The 14,933-nt window shown below is 40.0% G+C and carries 16 protein-coding genes; 9 read left to right on the top strand and 7 right to left on the bottom strand.

What is annotated here, in order from left to right:
* Window positions 1-287 precede the first annotated feature (287 nt).
* Window positions 288-1,664 carry a deoxyribodipyrimidine photo-lyase gene (locus KKZ03_RS09900; RefSeq protein ID WP_243221322.1) on the bottom strand — a complete coding sequence of 459 codons (1,377 nt, stop codon included), beginning with the start codon at window positions 1,662-1,664 and terminating at the stop codon, window positions 288-290.
* A 197-nt stretch (window positions 1,665-1,861) separates the two neighbouring features.
* A complete protein-coding gene (locus KKZ03_RS09905) occupies window positions 1,862-2,299 on the bottom strand; it encodes a DUF1499 domain-containing protein (RefSeq protein WP_243221323.1) in 438 nt (145 codons plus the stop codon).
* Between the two features lie 465 nt (window positions 2,300-2,764).
* On the opposite strand from KKZ03_RS09905, the gene KKZ03_RS09910 reads away from it, so the two are divergent.
* The 9 genes from KKZ03_RS09910 to KKZ03_RS09950 all read left to right on the top strand — a co-directional run bounded on the left by KKZ03_RS09910 (window position 2,765) and on the right by KKZ03_RS09950 (window position 9,979).
* A complete protein-coding gene (locus KKZ03_RS09910) occupies window positions 2,765-3,211 on the top strand; it encodes a hypothetical protein (protein ID WP_243221324.1) in 447 nt (148 codons plus the stop codon).
* 305 nt (window positions 3,212-3,516) lie between these two features.
* Window positions 3,517-4,017 (top strand): SRPBCC family protein, encoded by a 501-nt coding sequence (locus KKZ03_RS09915; protein ID WP_243221325.1) that lies wholly within the window; start codon window positions 3,517-3,519, stop codon window positions 4,015-4,017.
* A 24-nt stretch (window positions 4,018-4,041) separates the two neighbouring features.
* Window positions 4,042-4,497 carry a PAS domain-containing protein gene (locus KKZ03_RS09920; RefSeq protein WP_243221326.1) on the top strand — a complete coding sequence of 152 codons (456 nt, stop codon included), beginning with the start codon at window positions 4,042-4,044 and terminating at the stop codon, window positions 4,495-4,497.
* A 45-nt stretch (window positions 4,498-4,542) separates the two neighbouring features.
* On the top strand, window positions 4,543-5,364 hold the full coding sequence (locus KKZ03_RS09925; protein WP_243221327.1) for a sterol desaturase family protein: 822 nt from the start codon (window positions 4,543-4,545) through the stop codon (window positions 5,362-5,364).
* Window positions 5,365-5,531: 167 nt separating this feature from the next.
* On the top strand, window positions 5,532-6,488 hold the full coding sequence (gene msrP, locus KKZ03_RS09930) for a protein-methionine-sulfoxide reductase catalytic subunit MsrP (RefSeq protein ID WP_243221328.1): 957 nt from the start codon (window positions 5,532-5,534) through the stop codon (window positions 6,486-6,488).
* Window positions 6,488-7,195, top strand: a complete 708-nt coding sequence (locus tag KKZ03_RS09935) for a sulfite oxidase heme-binding subunit YedZ (protein WP_243221329.1) — start codon at window positions 6,488-6,490, stop codon at window positions 7,193-7,195. The genes msrP and KKZ03_RS09935 overlap by 1 nt, the downstream gene beginning before the upstream one ends.
* A gap of 180 nt (window positions 7,196-7,375) precedes the next feature.
* Window positions 7,376-8,311 carry a DUF523 and DUF1722 domain-containing protein gene (locus tag KKZ03_RS09940; RefSeq protein WP_243221594.1) on the top strand — a complete coding sequence of 312 codons (936 nt, stop codon included), beginning with the start codon at window positions 7,376-7,378 and terminating at the stop codon, window positions 8,309-8,311.
* Window positions 8,312-8,378: 67 nt separating this feature from the next.
* Window positions 8,379-9,221, top strand: coding sequence for an NAD-dependent epimerase/dehydratase family protein (locus KKZ03_RS09945; RefSeq protein WP_243221330.1), 843 nt, complete (start codon window positions 8,379-8,381; stop codon window positions 9,219-9,221).
* The gene (locus KKZ03_RS09950) at window positions 9,218-9,979 is read left to right on the top strand and encodes a hypothetical protein (protein ID WP_243221331.1); all 762 of its coding nucleotides are present in this window, start codon (window positions 9,218-9,220) and stop codon (window positions 9,977-9,979) included. Before KKZ03_RS09945 ends, KKZ03_RS09950 begins: the two co-directional genes overlap by 4 nt.
* Window positions 9,980-10,249: 270 nt before the next feature.
* On the opposite strand, the gene KKZ03_RS09955 is transcribed toward KKZ03_RS09950, so the two are convergent.
* The 5 genes from KKZ03_RS09955 to nhaR all read right to left on the bottom strand — a co-directional run bounded on the left by KKZ03_RS09955 (window position 10,250) and on the right by nhaR (window position 14,873).
* Window positions 10,250-11,308, bottom strand: coding sequence for an NAD(P)-dependent alcohol dehydrogenase (locus tag KKZ03_RS09955; RefSeq protein WP_243221332.1), 1,059 nt, complete (start codon window positions 11,306-11,308; stop codon window positions 10,250-10,252).
* A 137-nt stretch (window positions 11,309-11,445) separates the two neighbouring features.
* A complete protein-coding gene (locus KKZ03_RS09960) occupies window positions 11,446-12,390 on the bottom strand; it encodes a bestrophin family protein (RefSeq protein ID WP_243221333.1) in 945 nt (314 codons plus the stop codon).
* An 81-nt stretch (window positions 12,391-12,471) separates the two neighbouring features.
* The gene (locus tag KKZ03_RS09965; protein WP_243221334.1) at window positions 12,472-13,026 is read right to left on the bottom strand and encodes a chalcone isomerase family protein; all 555 of its coding nucleotides are present in this window, start codon (window positions 13,024-13,026) and stop codon (window positions 12,472-12,474) included.
* The gene (locus KKZ03_RS09970; RefSeq protein WP_243221335.1) at window positions 12,996-13,547 is read right to left on the bottom strand and encodes a nuclear transport factor 2 family protein; all 552 of its coding nucleotides are present in this window, start codon (window positions 13,545-13,547) and stop codon (window positions 12,996-12,998) included. Before KKZ03_RS09970 ends, KKZ03_RS09965 begins: the two co-directional genes overlap by 31 nt.
* 372 nt (window positions 13,548-13,919) lie before the next feature.
* Window positions 13,920-14,873, bottom strand: a complete 954-nt coding sequence (nhaR, locus tag KKZ03_RS09975; RefSeq protein ID WP_243221336.1) for a transcriptional activator NhaR — start codon at window positions 14,871-14,873, stop codon at window positions 13,920-13,922.
* Between the last annotated feature and the right edge of the window lie 60 nt (window positions 14,874-14,933).

Consider the following 14,933-nt stretch of genomic DNA (forward strand, 5'->3'; position numbering starts at 1 on the left):
TAAGGTCTATAAACTTTTAGAAATTAAATTTCCAATACACGTCGCGGTAAGCTTATACAGATAACATCCCTTCAAGGGATGTTATCTGTCGACATGGAAATTATTTATCTGAAAATCTATAGTTAGTCGCGGTTAGTTGTAGTCTGACAGATCAAAGTCATTGGTAGCAATCCCAAAGCAACGGCCGAACGGATTGAGCAATAATCCTTTAGATATTATTTGAGTAAGATTTTATCTAAAGCTTTTTTTCGTGCTTTTCGTGTCTTTCGTGGACAAAAACATTAAATCTAATCCTGGTTAATGATGGATTCCTTAAACCAAACTTTGGTTATTTGGCTCTCACGGGCATGATCAATGATCGGTGCCGGATAATTGCCGGTATAGTGCTTTTTATCCCATTGATGGATGGTTTTTGGTGATAATCCTTTAAGCTCTGGTATCCAGTGATAAATATAGTGGCATTCAGTATCAAATTTTTGTTGTTGCAGCCAAGGGTTAAATATTCTGAAATAAGGTTGGGCATCACAGCCGGTTGATGCTGCCCATTGCCAATTACCGTTATTGACGCAGGGGTCATAATCGATTAAATGTTGGGCAAAATAACGCTCACCCCAACGCCAGCTGACGTGTAAATCTTTGACCAAAAATGAAGCGACTATCATGCGTAGTCGGTTGTGCATAAAGCCTGTCGCGTTTAATTCACGCATTCCGGCATCGACAATAGGGAAGCCGGTTTTACCCTCGCTCCAGGCTTGAAAATAATCGCGGTTATTATCCCAGTGTAGATTGGCAAATTTTTTCAGAAACGGCCGGCCAAAAATTTGTGGAAAATGATAGGCAATATGCGTGAAAAAATCGCGCCAATATAATTGCCTTAACAAAGGATGTTCAGTGCCAAGTTCTTCAGTAATGGCATAATAAATTTCCCGGACCGAGCAGGTCCCAAACTTTAGATGTGCAGACAATTTGCTTGTGGCATCGAGCGCAGGAAAATCACGCGTATTTTGATAATCCGCTTGATTTCTAAGCTGGTCGAGAATAGCAAGTGCCTGGTTACGACCGCCTTGAAGGACATCCTGCTTTGATCCCATTAACGACAAACCCAGCTGATTGACTGTAAATTCAGACGTAAATGGCAAAAAGTGGTTATTGGTTAATGCTTGCGGTAATTTTACCGGGAACTGGCGGGCATTATTATAAAATGCCGTAAAAACTTTATAGGGCGTTTGATCGCTTTTAACCGCCTGTTCTGGTTCATTAAGCAATGCATCAGCCAATACGTATAAACTGATCCCTAGTTTTTGACAGGCATCTGCCAGCTCATCATCACGGCGTCGACTAAAAGGCGTGTAATCACGGTTAATAAATACGGCCTGTATGTGCTGCTGCTCATATAAATGGCGTAAAACCTGCTCGGGTGAATTATGATACAGCGCTAACTTGGCACCGACTATTTTCAATTGCTGTTGAAGATCGTCAATAGACTGCAACATAAATTGCAGCGCGGGTTTGCTTTGATAAGGATGCGGTTCTATTTGCTTGGGATCAAAAATAAAGCAGGGTATCACCTGTTTGGAAAGTCGCAGTGCTTCATTAAGTGCGGTATTGTCATGTACACGCAAATCACGGCGGAAGATAAATAAGGCGTTTGCGTAGAGGGTCATTTACAGCTTTTCAGGTAATGGTTTAGAGTCATGAATTAATTAAGTACGAAGGGCTTGTCGTGTGCGCAGTGGCCTTTAACACAGGCACGTTAGGAACTACAGAAAAAGATGTTGCTTAATCAGCGAAGGTATTTATAACGTAATTATTCAGTTCCTAACTTTGGAAAAAGTGGGGATTAAGGAGTTTTTTTAAATACTTAATCAATTATATGTGCTTTTTGTAATTGTAAGCGTAGTGCTTCCACACGTTTACGATTAACTCCAAAGTCGCTATGGCCGGTACGTGAAGCCGAGCGTATATGGATAACATTGGTGTCGTTATCAAGAATGACATTAATATCATCGACAAAATGAAAAATCAGGCTGGTTGCCTCAGCATGGAGAGTATCGGAAGTTTCGTGGGTAATAACCATGCGACTCTGTTTGTTAATAGCCTCTTTCAATGCCTGCCAAGCTTCGTTACAGTCACCCTTAATTTTAAAAGGTTCAATAAAATGCTTGGCATCCTGTGCTTGACTGGAAACACAGTTAGGGCTGTCCCGGCATAGTGGTAATGATTTTTTTATGGCTGAGTTTGCCGAATTTAATGTGCTGAGTGTCATAAGAATAATATAAAAAAATATTTTAAATGTCATAAAAAAAGTTGTGCATAAAATTTTTTTAAATAAAAAAGTACAACTAATGTTACATAAATTTTAAAAGAGTCAAATTGTTGTTTATGGTTTTCAAATTTGTATATATATACATATATATAGGTTCCCGGATAAATAATTTCGATGTTAGCAGATGCCAACCATTTAAAAAATTTAAGAGTTACTATCCATAAGCTTAAAGTGACGTAAATTGGAAATTTAATTGCATAAACTATAGCTGTTTTAAATAACCCCAACAGGAATTGTCGCTAAGGTATTGATTTTTTTTAATTAAATTTAAATGTGCAGGATTTTCTGAGTATCATCAAAGTCCTTTTAAAAAAGGCTGTTTTTAATGTATAAACACTTTTAAGAAACACACTCTTTCCAAAGAATAAATAATTTTGCTATTTCAGAATTTAACTTTATATTATCTCCGTGTTAAATTATTTTATGAGGGAAGGTCATATGAAATCAAATTATATCTTAGTAAAACGTTCTTTTTCAGTATTATCAATTGCGGTTTTTGCAACTCTATTTATCAGTCCGGTCGCCTCTGCAAGCGATTATGAAACCCAGTGTTTTAACGATGTTCAGGGCAAAATACCCTGGTCTGATGACAAACTTAATTGGGAGCCGGAAAACGTAAAACAACTTTGTAAAGGTACAACTAAACCCTCCGAGCCCGGCCAATGCTTTCTGAGTATCAAGTCAGGTAAAACAGAATGGGCTAAAGGCAATACTGAATGGGATTGGAAAAATGCCATTAATCTTTGTGCCGGAACGAATAACGCCAAGGAAAGAGTCGATTGTTTTACTAAAGGTGTCAATGCTGGTGCCGACTGGCGAGAAGTTATCTTGTCGTGTCAACGTAGTGATAATAGCCAGTCAAAAAAGAATGAGTTGATGAATTAATTAGAAATCATGCTTTTTGTTGATAGTTTATGGATTGGGCATAACTTTCATGCCCAATCCTATTGTAATAATTAGATATAACTTAAGTTACCCTTTTTCGAGGCGGTAGCCAAAACAGATTTAAGGTATGGAAATGAAATAAAATGAATATTTTTGTGCGGTATTTTTACTCGTATTTAATATATTCATGTTATAAAATTACCATTCCAAAAATGGCAATAGTAATAATGTTAGTGCCATTGGGAGTATCAGCAAAAAATAATAATTTAAGTTGAGTCATATTCTCAACCGGGAAGGGTATTGCAGTGCAAATTAAATTTTCATTTGATTCATCCAAGCCGATTGCTGGTGAAGCAAGTATTGAGATCGACAAACCAATTAACGATGTCTTTGCTTATATCGGTGAACATTTTTATGATAATTATCCTAAATGGGCACTAGAAGTTGTTGAACTGGAACCACTGGATGGTAACAAGGTTTTTGTCGGTGCCAAAGCAAAGCAGGTTCGTGAAGATAATGGTTCAAAAGTTGAATCGGTTTTTGAAATCACCGATTATCAGCCAGCCATGAAGCTTATTTTTAAAGGCTTGACTGAACCTTACACCCACAGTTATCTACTGGAAAGTAGCCAAGAAAAACAATGTACACGGTTGACTTTTCGTTTTGAATTAGCCGAAATCGACGTTTTTATGAGGCCATTTCAAAAACTGATACGTTCTGCGATTGAAGACGGCGCAGAAAACACCGTTGAAAACATTAAAAAATTACTCACCACTGATCGCAACCAAAATTTGACTGCGTCATAATATTATAAGAATTGGAGTTTAAATATGTCTTTTATTGTTGAAAAAGATAGCGGTCTTATCCCGCAAGTGCTTTCCGCTATTTTAGATGAGTGCGTTAATGGTGTAACTTTAGCCGATCCGGATTTAGATGACGCTCCAATTATATACGCCAATAAAGCTTTTGAACGTTTAACAGGATATAGCCAGGAAGAGATCATTGGCCACAACTGTCGCTTTCTTCAGGGTGAGGATAGGGATCAAGCCGGACGTTATCAAATTATTGAGGCAATGAAAATCCATGAGCCCATTGAAGTAACGCTGCGCAATTATAAAAAAGATGGAACCTTGTTTTTTAATCGTCTGAAAATAACACCTTTGTTTGATAAAAAACATCGGGTCATTTATTATCTGGGGGTTCAGTACGACATAACCAAACAGATTGACGCAAGCAATGAAATCAAAGAGCTGAATGATCTATTAGCCGCCATAACGAATAAATAACCACGTTTTTTACAATAAAGCCAAACAAAATATAAAGGTAAGTTTATGAATGCAACTGACAGTAACGGAGGCATGTTTTTTAATGAAGCTTTATTTGGTCTTGCCATGTTGGCTTTTATTTTATTGGTAATTATTGAGAAGCGGATTCCTTACCGTGAATTTCCCCAGAAAATTTTTAAAGAATCGTTCGCGACCAATACCACTACCTTTTTGGTTAATAACGTTATTTTGACTGTATTAAGGGCTTCATCACTGTTTATTGTCGCACAGCAATTTGCATCTTACGGGATATTTGGTGGTTTACCTGATGGTCCGTTAAAATGGTTGCTGGCATTCGCATTTTTTGACTTGGCCATTTATCTTTGGCACGTTGCCAGCCATACTTATCCGACTTTGTGGCGATTTCATAAGGTACATCATAGCGACAAAGGCTTTAATGTTTCTACCGGCTTTCGATTTCACGTTTTTGATTTACTGCTGGAAATTATTTATAAGTGTGTATTTGTTGTCATTATTGGAGTGAATGCATATTTGATACTTTCTATTGAGATTGTCGAATTATTTTTCATCATGTTTCATCATGCCAATATTCGTGTTCCCAAAGAAGAGCTTATTTCGCAAGTATTTATTACGCCATCGTTACACCGAACCCATCATTCAACCTTACGTAGTGAGCACGATAGTAATTACGGTATTGTTTTTTCACTCTGGGATCGTATTTTTGGAACTCGAAAAGAACTGGTTCCTGAGCACATCGGTCTCGATTTAATTGAAGCTGATAACTTTATCCAACTGTTTTCGCTGGCATTTATTACTGAAATTAAAATTAAAAAATTATGGAACCGGATTCCCAGAGGGAAAAAATAATGGTTAACTGTTCTGGTTTGTTGGTGTAGCCATGCAAAATAAGTTCCATTCTGCTTAACTTATGGCGTGCTCCGAGCTGCTGCTAAATAGAATATTCTTAAGTCGGGAACCATAGAGAGAAACTCTCCTGAACAACGGTATTAATTGACTGTTAGGTAAATTTAACAATGATAATTAAAACAAAAAAAGCTATTCCCGCCAGTGAAATTACCGATCCTTTGGTTTTTAACAAGCGACGTCAGATAATTAAAGCCATGTTGGCGACTATGTTGACTGGTTCGGGTTTTGTTCCGGCGCTGGCTAATAACAATAAACCGGTTTGGGGGGATTTGCCAAAAAGTAATCTATCTAACGATTCTTTACTACTTACGCCGGCTGAGATCATTAAAAATCATACCAACTATTATGAGTTCTCCTTTAATAAAACCGATGCAACCACGTTAGCGCAAAATCTGCCTGTTGATCCCTGGTCAGTAGAGATCAGTGGCGAAGTGGAAAAGCCGGGTAGTTATTATCTGGAAGATATTTTACGTCAGCAGACAATTCAAGAGTATATCTATCGTTTTCGTTGTGTGGAAGCGTGGTCAATGGTTGTACCCTGGGTTGGTTTTTCGCTGGGTAGTTTGTTAAAAATAGTTAAACCTTTATCAACAGCCAATTTTGTAAAATTTACTACGGTTTATCAACCAAAAATAATGCCTAGCCAAGTTAATAATGCCATGCTGGAATGGCCTTATGTCGAAGGATTACGTATGGATGAAGCCATGCACCCTTTAACAATATTGGCTGTTGGGATGTATGGCGATACTCTGCCAAAGCAAAATGGTGCGCCATTGCGTTTGGTTGTACCTTGGAAATACGGTTTTAAAAGCATTAAAGCGATTGTAAAAATTGAGTTGTTAAAAAGAGCGCCAACGACTACCTGGAATAAATTTGCACCTAATGACTATGGTTTTTACGCGAATGTCAATCCGGCAGTTGCCCATCCACGCTGGAGTCAAAACAGTGAGCGCCAATTAGGCAGCAGTTTTTTTACCCCACGTCGACAAACTGAATTATTTAATGGTTATGGTGAACAAGTTGCATCATTGTATAGTGATATGGACTTACGGCACTTTTTCTGATGGTGTTTCAATACAACAAGTTGCAGTCCTTAACTATAATCGCTTGTTTACTGCCCTTGCTATTATTGTTGATTGATATTGCTTTCAATAATTTAGGGGCAAATCCCATTCAAGCATTACATATGCGTTTGGGAGATTGGTCGTTACGTTTCTTATGGCTGACCTTGGCTATTACGCCTATCCAATCGATTACCAATTGGCGTGGTATGACTGATTACCGGCAAATACTAGGGCTGTACGTTTTCTTTTATGCAACTTTACATGTACTGGTCTATTTGCTGGTAGATCATGCTTTGGTATGGCATATTATTGGCATTGATATTATTGAAAGCTCTTACATCTGGTTGGGAATTCTGGCTTATGGTATTGTATTTTTACTTGCGCTGACATCGCCTAAATGGGCTAAAAAGCGTATGGGAAAAACCTGGAAAAAACTGCATCGCTTCATTTATATTGCAGCGGGTGCCGCTATCCTGCATTATTATTGGCAGCTTAAAGGCAATCTTGCAGAACCGCTGTTCTATTTAATTATCATTATATTATTACTGAGCTTTCGTGTTGCCGTTTGGTTTAAAAACCGTAAATTTAATAAAATGATGATCCCAACCGGCCAAAAGGTGCAGGTGATTGTGGCAAAACAAGTGGTAATACCCGAAACAATCCGCGAACCACAAGTAATAGTATTAAAAAGTGATATGAAGCGCTGATCCAAGATTTGCATGAGTAATTACAGTTACTGTCGATGTGAATAAGTTCGCATCGACAGGCTATAAGTACCTACGTCAGAAGCTGTAATAATATTCGTTTTTTGTACAAAATAATGTTTTTAATATGTTTTTTGATAATACTTTCACAATCTCGTAAGCTTAAATCCCCTAACAACAATGATAAAAAAAATTCCTATCGGTATTAGTAGTTGTCTACTGGGTGAACAAGTGCGCTTTGATGGTAGCCATAAACGTGATGCCTATATTGTTGGTACACTCAGTAAATATTTTGAATTTCATCCTTACTGTCCGGAAGTTGCTATCGGCCTGGGTGTCCCTCGCCCTACCATTCATTTGGTAAAAATTGATAACACCATACGCTGTGTGGGGATCAAAAATCCGGAACTGGATTTAACCACCCGTTTAAGTGATTATGCCGGGGAACAAAAAGAGTTCCATGCCGATTTATGTGGTTATATTTTAAAAAAGGATTCACCCAGTTGTGGCATGGAGCGTGTTAAAGTTTATACGGGTAATCAGCCTCACAGAGAGGGTTTTGGTATTTACGCGCAGGAGATGATGCGCAATAACCCTCTGTTGCCGGTAGAAGAAGAGGGGCGTCTGGGCGACCCCGGATTGCGTGAGAATTTTATTCAGCGTGTTTATGTGCTCCATCGTTGGCAGCAGTTATTGGCAGAAGGTCTTACTCCCCAACGGCTTACGAATTTTCATGCCCGTCATAAATTGATTATTATGAGTCATGCCGATTATCGGGAAATGGGGCAATTATTAGCAGGGTTAACAAAAGACAACTTGTTGCCTATTGCCGAGCGTTATATTTTCATGCTGATGAATATACTTAAATTAGTTGTTAACCGCAGTAACCACGTTAATGTGTTGCAACATATTCAGGGCTACTTAAAAAAGGAGTTAAGCATCGATGATAAGGCGGAGTTGTGCGAAATTATCGAGCGTTATCGAAATGGAGAAATACCGCTGATTGTACCGTTGACAGTGCTTAAGCATCATTTTCGTAAATCCCCTGATACTTATATTGATGAATCTTATTATATGTCGCCTTATCCACAAGAATTACAGCTTATTAATCAGTTGTAATTAACGTAAAAATCAGTTAATAAAAAGGCTGATTTATGACTTTTTTGTTTAAAAACCTTTATATCTTATGTCAAAAATTTTAATTATTGGTTGTGGTTCTATAGGTAACCAACTGGCACAAGACCTTTCAGTTAAAGGTCATCAGGTAACCGGATTAAAACGAAATCCACCGGCAACAGCTACCGGTAACATGAACTACTTTACTGCGGATATCTCATCAGCTGTCGAGATTAAAGACTTGCCCGCAGATTTTGAGGTGGTGTATTTTATTGTTTCACCTGATGGCCGAAATAAAGAAAGTTATCAGGCTGTTTATGAGTCGGGATTGAACAATCTGTTGAACAGATTTTCCAGGGCAGGGACCAACCCTCAATGGATTTTTGTTTCATCAACCAGCGTTTATGGACAATCGCAAGGTGAATGGGTCGATGAGAATTCTGTGGTGGAACCGGAAAACATTACCAGCCAATTCATCAGACAGGCAGAACAAAAACTGATGGATGCAGATGCCAATAATATCGTGGTTCGTTTTTCCGGAATTTATGGACCAGGTCGCGAGTATTTGTTAAAAATGGCCGCGCAAACACCCGTTATACAAAAAAATCCACCTTATTTTACCAACCGTATTAATCAGCTGGATTGTGTTGGTGTATTGGCATTTTTACTGGAATGTCGTCTGGCGGGTAAGGCTTTAGAGCAATGTTATATAGCCAGTGATGATGATCCTGCACCAATGTGGGATGTTATGATCTGGCTTACCGAACACATGAATTGTCCATCACCTACGGTTAAAAATGTCGGTAATGACGGCGTTATGAATAAACGTTGTAATAATCAACGCTTAAAAGCCTTGGGGTATAAATTTCATTATCCCGACTTTAAAGCCGGTTATATTGAGTTAATAAAATGAATTATTTGCCATTAATATTACTGACTTTGTTGGCAATATTTGGCATTGGTATTGAAATAAGTCCTGTGGCACAAACCTGGCAGCTATTTACCGGGCTTCACCTCGCCGGTTTGTCGGCAATAGTTTGGATGTCTTTATGGGGACTAAAAAAGCTGCCGACAAAAGGTAAACGCTATGGTTTTATGATTTTACAGTTACTGGCATTTCGCATCGCCTATTTCCCGATTGTAGTTTTTTCAGCAACGGTAGCTTGTTACTCGGAGTTATTGCTGCAACAATTTTTCGGAAACTGGCCGATAACGATATTTCCGGCTTTCTTTGTTAGTGCAGCTTTGTTGTTTGCAATGATTGGTTGGATTTTATTTTTGGCGCTTAACGGTAAAACTGTGCTTTATGTGCTGCTGATTGTTTTAGGTATGCCGGCTCTGTTGATTTCATTTGCCGACACCAAAGACCTGACCTTTTTACCGGATAATAATTGGGCGGATATACAACCTTTGCCGCCTGTCAGTCTTCCGCAGGCAAATCCGTATTTATCAGGTCTCACGTCTACAAATGCGAGTGCCGGACAAAAAATGATTGGTTTAGCGGGCAGGGTACTTTATGACTTTATCCCTAAAGCGCCGTGGTCTCAAATGGTTCAGGGAATACTTGAGCAGGAATTTAGAAACCATCCTGATGGCAATTCACACGATCAGTTAACTGACCATTACGCTGCTTTTTTGGCAGCTCATCAGGTAATCAAATCAAGACAATAGAGCGGTTTTTCGTATCCACGACAGCATCTTATTCACCACGAAGACAAGAAGAAAGAAAAAAAGTTGTGTTTTTCGTGTCTCAGCAATTAATTCTGAGTCTCTTAAGGAGTCTACTTTTGGTGCTCTCGATCGCTGTTACATAGGCGATTCTACCTTTCGCCATCCATGGCTATGTACCACCCGCATAATCCACACGGGTATGGTGAATGCAGAGTTTGCAGGAGCAAATATCTGCCAATGCAAGTTGTTCGTGGTGAAAAGCTTTTAAAGTTAACTTTCGGTTTGTTGCAGGCTGGCCAAATCAATAACAAAGCGGTACTTTACGTCACTTTTTACCATGCGATCAAAGGCTTCATTAACTTGCTGAATAGGGACGATTTCGATATCCGAAGTAATACCATTTTCAGCACAGAAGTCCAGCATTTCCTGGGTTTCTTTCAAGCCGCCAATTAGCGAGCCGGCAATGGTACGACGCTTAAAAATCAGGTTGCCGATAGAAGGTGAGGGATGTGGCTGATCAGGTAAACCGACCAAACATAAAGTACCATCACGTTTTAGCAATGCGGTGAAAGCATCCAGATTATGCGGCGCAGCCACGGTATTAAGGATAAAATCAAAGCTGGCAAGATGCTTTTCCATTTCTTCCGGGTTCTTGGAGATTACTATTTCATCAGCGCCAAGTCGTTTAGCATCTTCAGCTTTACCGGGTGACGTGGTAAAAAGTACAACGTGAGCACCAAAGGCATGGGCAAATTTTATTGCCATGTGACCCAATCCACCTAAACCAACGATACCGACTTTATCGCCTTTACCGACATTCCAATGTCTTAATGGCGAATAAGTGGTAATTCCCGCGCATAACAGGGGAGCTACTGCTGCCAGATCCAGTTTGTCTGAAACATGCAGTACAAAGTCTTGGTCAACGACGATTTGTTTGGAATAGCCGCCGTAGTTAGTGCCACCGCTATGCTTGTCGGGACTGTTATAAGTAAATACTGCACTATTACAGAATTGTTCCTGATGATCGTTGCAATCCGGACAAACCTTGCAAGAGTCAACCAGACAACCGACACCAACGCTATCGCCGATTTTAAACGCAGTTACTGCACTGCCTATTCGGGTAACTTTACCTACAATTTCATGGCCGGGCACCATAGGAAATGCAGCGTTTCCCCATTCATTGCGTACCTGATGAACATCGGAATGGCAAACACCGCAAAAGAGAATCTCAATTTGTACATCGGTCGGTAAAGGTTCTCGTCGTTCAAAGCTGAATGGTTCTAATGGTGACTTGTTATCATGGGCAGCATAACCAATAGTTTTTTGCATAAAGCGCTCCGGATAGTAATGAAAAATAAAACCGTATTTAAGTATTTAATTAAATACAGGTTTTATTTATATTAAACTAATATTGCATAAAATAACAACTTTGCAGCTTTTTAAATTAAAATTTCTGGCAGTTTTGATTACATCAAAACCCCGTTTATCGGTTCGAGTGGCACAAGAGTCGTGGTTTCTCCAAGTTGTTGCCTTAAGTCTATTTCAATAGTTCGACAAAGTGCCGACATGGGGGTGTCATTTATACGGTTTTCAAATGGATCGCGAAGTTCAGTACCCAAGCGTTCGATGGTTACGAACAAGAAAGCCAGTAGGGTTTCCGTGATCATTGCTATCACATCGAAAAGATCGTTTTCAATCAGGCAAAAGGGAATAAGTATTGCCAGTAACCAAACAAAAATACGGGTATGAAAATTAAAACGATCAGGGAATGAACTGCGTTTTATTCGCTCACACCCACCCTGAATATCGTTAAGAAGGTTTAGAGAGTTATCCAGTTGGAGCAGGATTTGTTGTTCGCCCCAATTCTTACCGGTTAGCGCACCGAGAACTGTGGCCTGTTTTTGTAGCAGTTGAGTCATAACATTGCCGGCACTTTTTAAGTCAGTTATTTCGCTATCGGGTAAAAATTGAGCCAGAAATCGCCAGTCCTTTTCTGATAATTTACCGCCTGAGCGTAAGCTGATTCTCAATATATTGACGAAAGCAATGTGTCGATAAAGTAGTTCTTGATGAAACTTTGCCGCACTTTCCTTGTTGGTAATATTGGCGATACGTTTATCGGTTAACAAAGTGGTAATTTGCCGGCCCAATGATCGGCTGACATTGACAAGCTGTCCCCATAATCGTCTGGCTTCCCACCAACGGTCATAACTTTGGTTGATTTGAAAGGCAAGAAATATCGACATTGCGGTGATCAATACTCCCAAAGGTAATGAGGGTAAAGCGGTTTGTTGCACCGGCAGGTATTCATAAATAACTTCTGTACCAACGGTCAGTGAAGTAAACAACAGTAAAGTAGTCCAGTCATCGCGCAGGGCACGAAGAACAGTGGTTCCACCACGAATAATCATTTTTTAAATACCGGATTTAAGGGAATGGAGGTAGGCGATAAATTTGGGAGTTATCCGTCAAATAAGCAGGTTTTTTTATTGTTAATCCACGATGTTTAACAAGGTGTCTTTTAAGTCATTGGAAAAAGGTTCCTTGCCAAACCAGATGTTCAGGTAAGCCAGGCTTTGTGCAGGATCATCCAAAGTGGCCAACAGTTTACTGTTTAACTGTAGTTTTAAGCCCGTTTTTGGATCATAAACAAGATCATAGTAATCACCTTCCTTGATATCCTGATAATGGCTGTTGAAGGCATCGAACTCAGCTTGCCAGTCAGCGTATTGTTGGCCAAGATTAATTTTCAGATATTCTTCTGAAGCGTCTTTAAAAGCTTTTGCCGGTATGGCTTTTTCATATAAAAATCGCAAGTGCTTGGGGCCTGCAGAAAAAATACGGCTGACTTTCTTGCAATCGTCCAAATACAAAGCGGCATTACCGACATGAATTAAACGAAAGGCCTTAAGTTCGGCTTGACTACAACGAAGCAGTCGGGTGTTATTAACGGTATCAATATATTCAGGAAAGAGTTCGTCAGCCTGAGCTACAGACAGGCCAGTAAGCAAAGTAATTAATAATCTTGCAAGCCATTTTTTATCCATTGCAATATACCTCCAATGATTGGTAAGTGTTGATAAAATCCCTGCATACTATCCCAGTAGTCCTGATGCAGAATTATTTTTCCATCGCTATTAAAGCGTAAGTGACTCATACCGACAGATTGTATATTTTGACTTTGTCCCATCACCGTAAATCGGGTATTCATGGTCCAGCGAACGAACATATCATTACCTTTTTCCTGGGTACCGAGCACTTCAAAGCTCATGGAATCGAGGCTTTTTTGGGTATGTTGCATATACTTCAATAAATCCTGCCGGGTATGCAAAGTGACTATCGTGTCATTAAAATATAATTTTTCAGCGTAAGTTTTAGCTATCTGATCAGCCAGAGAAACCGTCTCAATTTTATTAAAAAGTTTGATTAGCGGCTGGATTCGCTGGTTTTGCTTAACGTCAGATTCTGCAGGTGCCAGGGCCAGATAGTCTTGTACTGAGTTGGGTTCAACGTGACTACAGGCATTAAGTATCAAGGCCATTAGTAACAAGGACAAAACATGTTTCATTGTTGACTCCAGTTTGGTGGTAATCGTGTGCTTGCCGCGTAATTATTCAGTCCCCCTCTTTGAAAAAGAGGGGTTAGGGGAGATTTTATTAGATAAATCCCCCTTATCCCCCTTTTTCAATGGGGGAGGTGAATAACTACCTTGCCGCTGAATAATTTCAGGTACCTGTTTCAATCACTGTCTTTAAAACAGGCCTAAGTTCCATAATAGCATGCACCATTCTTTTTACCTTAATGCCGGCAATTTTTTCTTAATAATGCCGTAGAGTGGGGACAAAACAAAGCTTCAGTCCAAGGTTTATAGCAGCTTGCTCCATGAAAAATGTTGACAGCAAGTCCGTCACTCCCTGTTTGGAGCAGTAACCGATAGGCGTCAAAATAATTTCTCACGAGCATTTTCCAGCACTGCAGTAACGGCTGGATGTTTCATTTTCCTGCGTGCAGTGATGGCATAGAAGCGTTCCTTCACTGTATCGATTCGGCCGATAACTTCTACGTCATACTGGCGTTGTATTTCTGTCTCTACGGTGGTCGGTGCGACGAATAATCCGGCGCCGCCGCTCCCAAACGTTTTAATCAGCGCACTATCTTCAATTTCTGCTTGTATTTTTGGGTGGATGTTTTCGGTGTCGAACCATTGGTCCAGAGAGCGTCGGAGCGCCGTGTTACTGGTTGGTAGTAGAAACGGTGCTCCGGTCAGGGAGCGGGGGAAATCCGGACGGTAAACCGCAGCCAATTGTGGCGTTCCAAATACCGTAACAGTACATTCTCCCAAAAGATGGTTGAAGGCATTGGCACTACTGGATTGCGCGAGAGGTGCGTCTGATAAAACCAGATCAATGCCTTGTAGTGATATCTCTGCCATCAGGCGCTCAGCTTTATCTTCATAACAGACAATCTGCACCGGCTCCGGGAGCTGAAACACCGGTTCAATAAGGCGATATACAACCAGTTTGGGCAAAGCATCCGCCACGCCGAGGACCAATCGCAGGGGTCGTCCGGTTGGACGGCCTTTCAATGTATTAGTCAGCTCCTGGCCCAGGGAGAAAATCTCGTCCGCATAACGAAACACAACGCGGCCGGTATCCGTCAGTGCCATTTTTCGCCCGTTCTTATAGAACAGTTTCTCCCCGACCGCTTCTTCAAATACGGTTAGTTGGCCGCTAATGGTCGGCTGTGCCAGATGTAGCTTTTCACAGGCGCGAGTGATGCTTTCCTCGCGCGCTACGTTCCAGAAATAAAACAAGTGCTGATAGTTGATACGCTGCATAGTTATTAAATGTATCGTAAATTCCGATGCTTTTATTCTAAACATTCTATTTAACAATAACAATGTCTTTGTGTAGGCTATAACTCATCAACTCACCCAAGTCAGGATTAACGATGA

Origin of the sequence: Methylobacter sp. S3L5C (genome assembly GCF_022788635.1) — a bacterium.
Classification (GTDB): domain Bacteria; phylum Pseudomonadota; class Gammaproteobacteria; order Methylococcales; family Methylomonadaceae; genus Methylobacter_C.

Coding starts and splice junctions, on each gene's coding strand:
- KKZ03_RS09900 (WP_243221322.1), bottom strand. CDS start 1,664: ATGACCCTCTACGCAAACGCCTTATTTATCTTCCGCCGTGATTTGCGT.
- KKZ03_RS09905 (WP_243221323.1), bottom strand. CDS start 2,299: ATGACATTTAAAATATTTTTTTATATTATTCTTATGACACTCAGCACA.
- KKZ03_RS09910 (WP_243221324.1), top strand. CDS start 2,765: ATGAAATCAAATTATATCTTAGTAAAACGTTCTTTTTCAGTATTATCA.
- KKZ03_RS09920 (WP_243221326.1), top strand. CDS start 4,042: ATGTCTTTTATTGTTGAAAAAGATAGCGGTCTTATCCCGCAAGTGCTT.
- KKZ03_RS09925 (WP_243221327.1), top strand. CDS start 4,543: ATGAATGCAACTGACAGTAACGGAGGCATGTTTTTTAATGAAGCTTTA.
- msrP (WP_243221328.1), top strand. CDS start 5,532: ATGATAATTAAAACAAAAAAAGCTATTCCCGCCAGTGAAATTACCGAT.
- KKZ03_RS09935 (WP_243221329.1), top strand. CDS start 6,488: ATGGTGTTTCAATACAACAAGTTGCAGTCCTTAACTATAATCGCTTGT.
- KKZ03_RS09945 (WP_243221330.1), top strand. CDS start 8,379: ATGTCAAAAATTTTAATTATTGGTTGTGGTTCTATAGGTAACCAACTG.
- KKZ03_RS09950 (WP_243221331.1), top strand. CDS start 9,218: ATGAATTATTTGCCATTAATATTACTGACTTTGTTGGCAATATTTGGC.
- KKZ03_RS09955 (WP_243221332.1), bottom strand. CDS start 11,308: ATGCAAAAAACTATTGGTTATGCTGCCCATGATAACAAGTCACCATTA.
- KKZ03_RS09960 (WP_243221333.1), bottom strand. CDS start 12,390: ATGATTATTCGTGGTGGAACCACTGTTCTTCGTGCCCTGCGCGATGAC.
- KKZ03_RS09965 (WP_243221334.1), bottom strand. CDS start 13,026: ATGGATAAAAAATGGCTTGCAAGATTATTAATTACTTTGCTTACTGGC.
- KKZ03_RS09970 (WP_243221335.1), bottom strand. CDS start 13,547: ATGAAACATGTTTTGTCCTTGTTACTAATGGCCTTGATACTTAATGCC.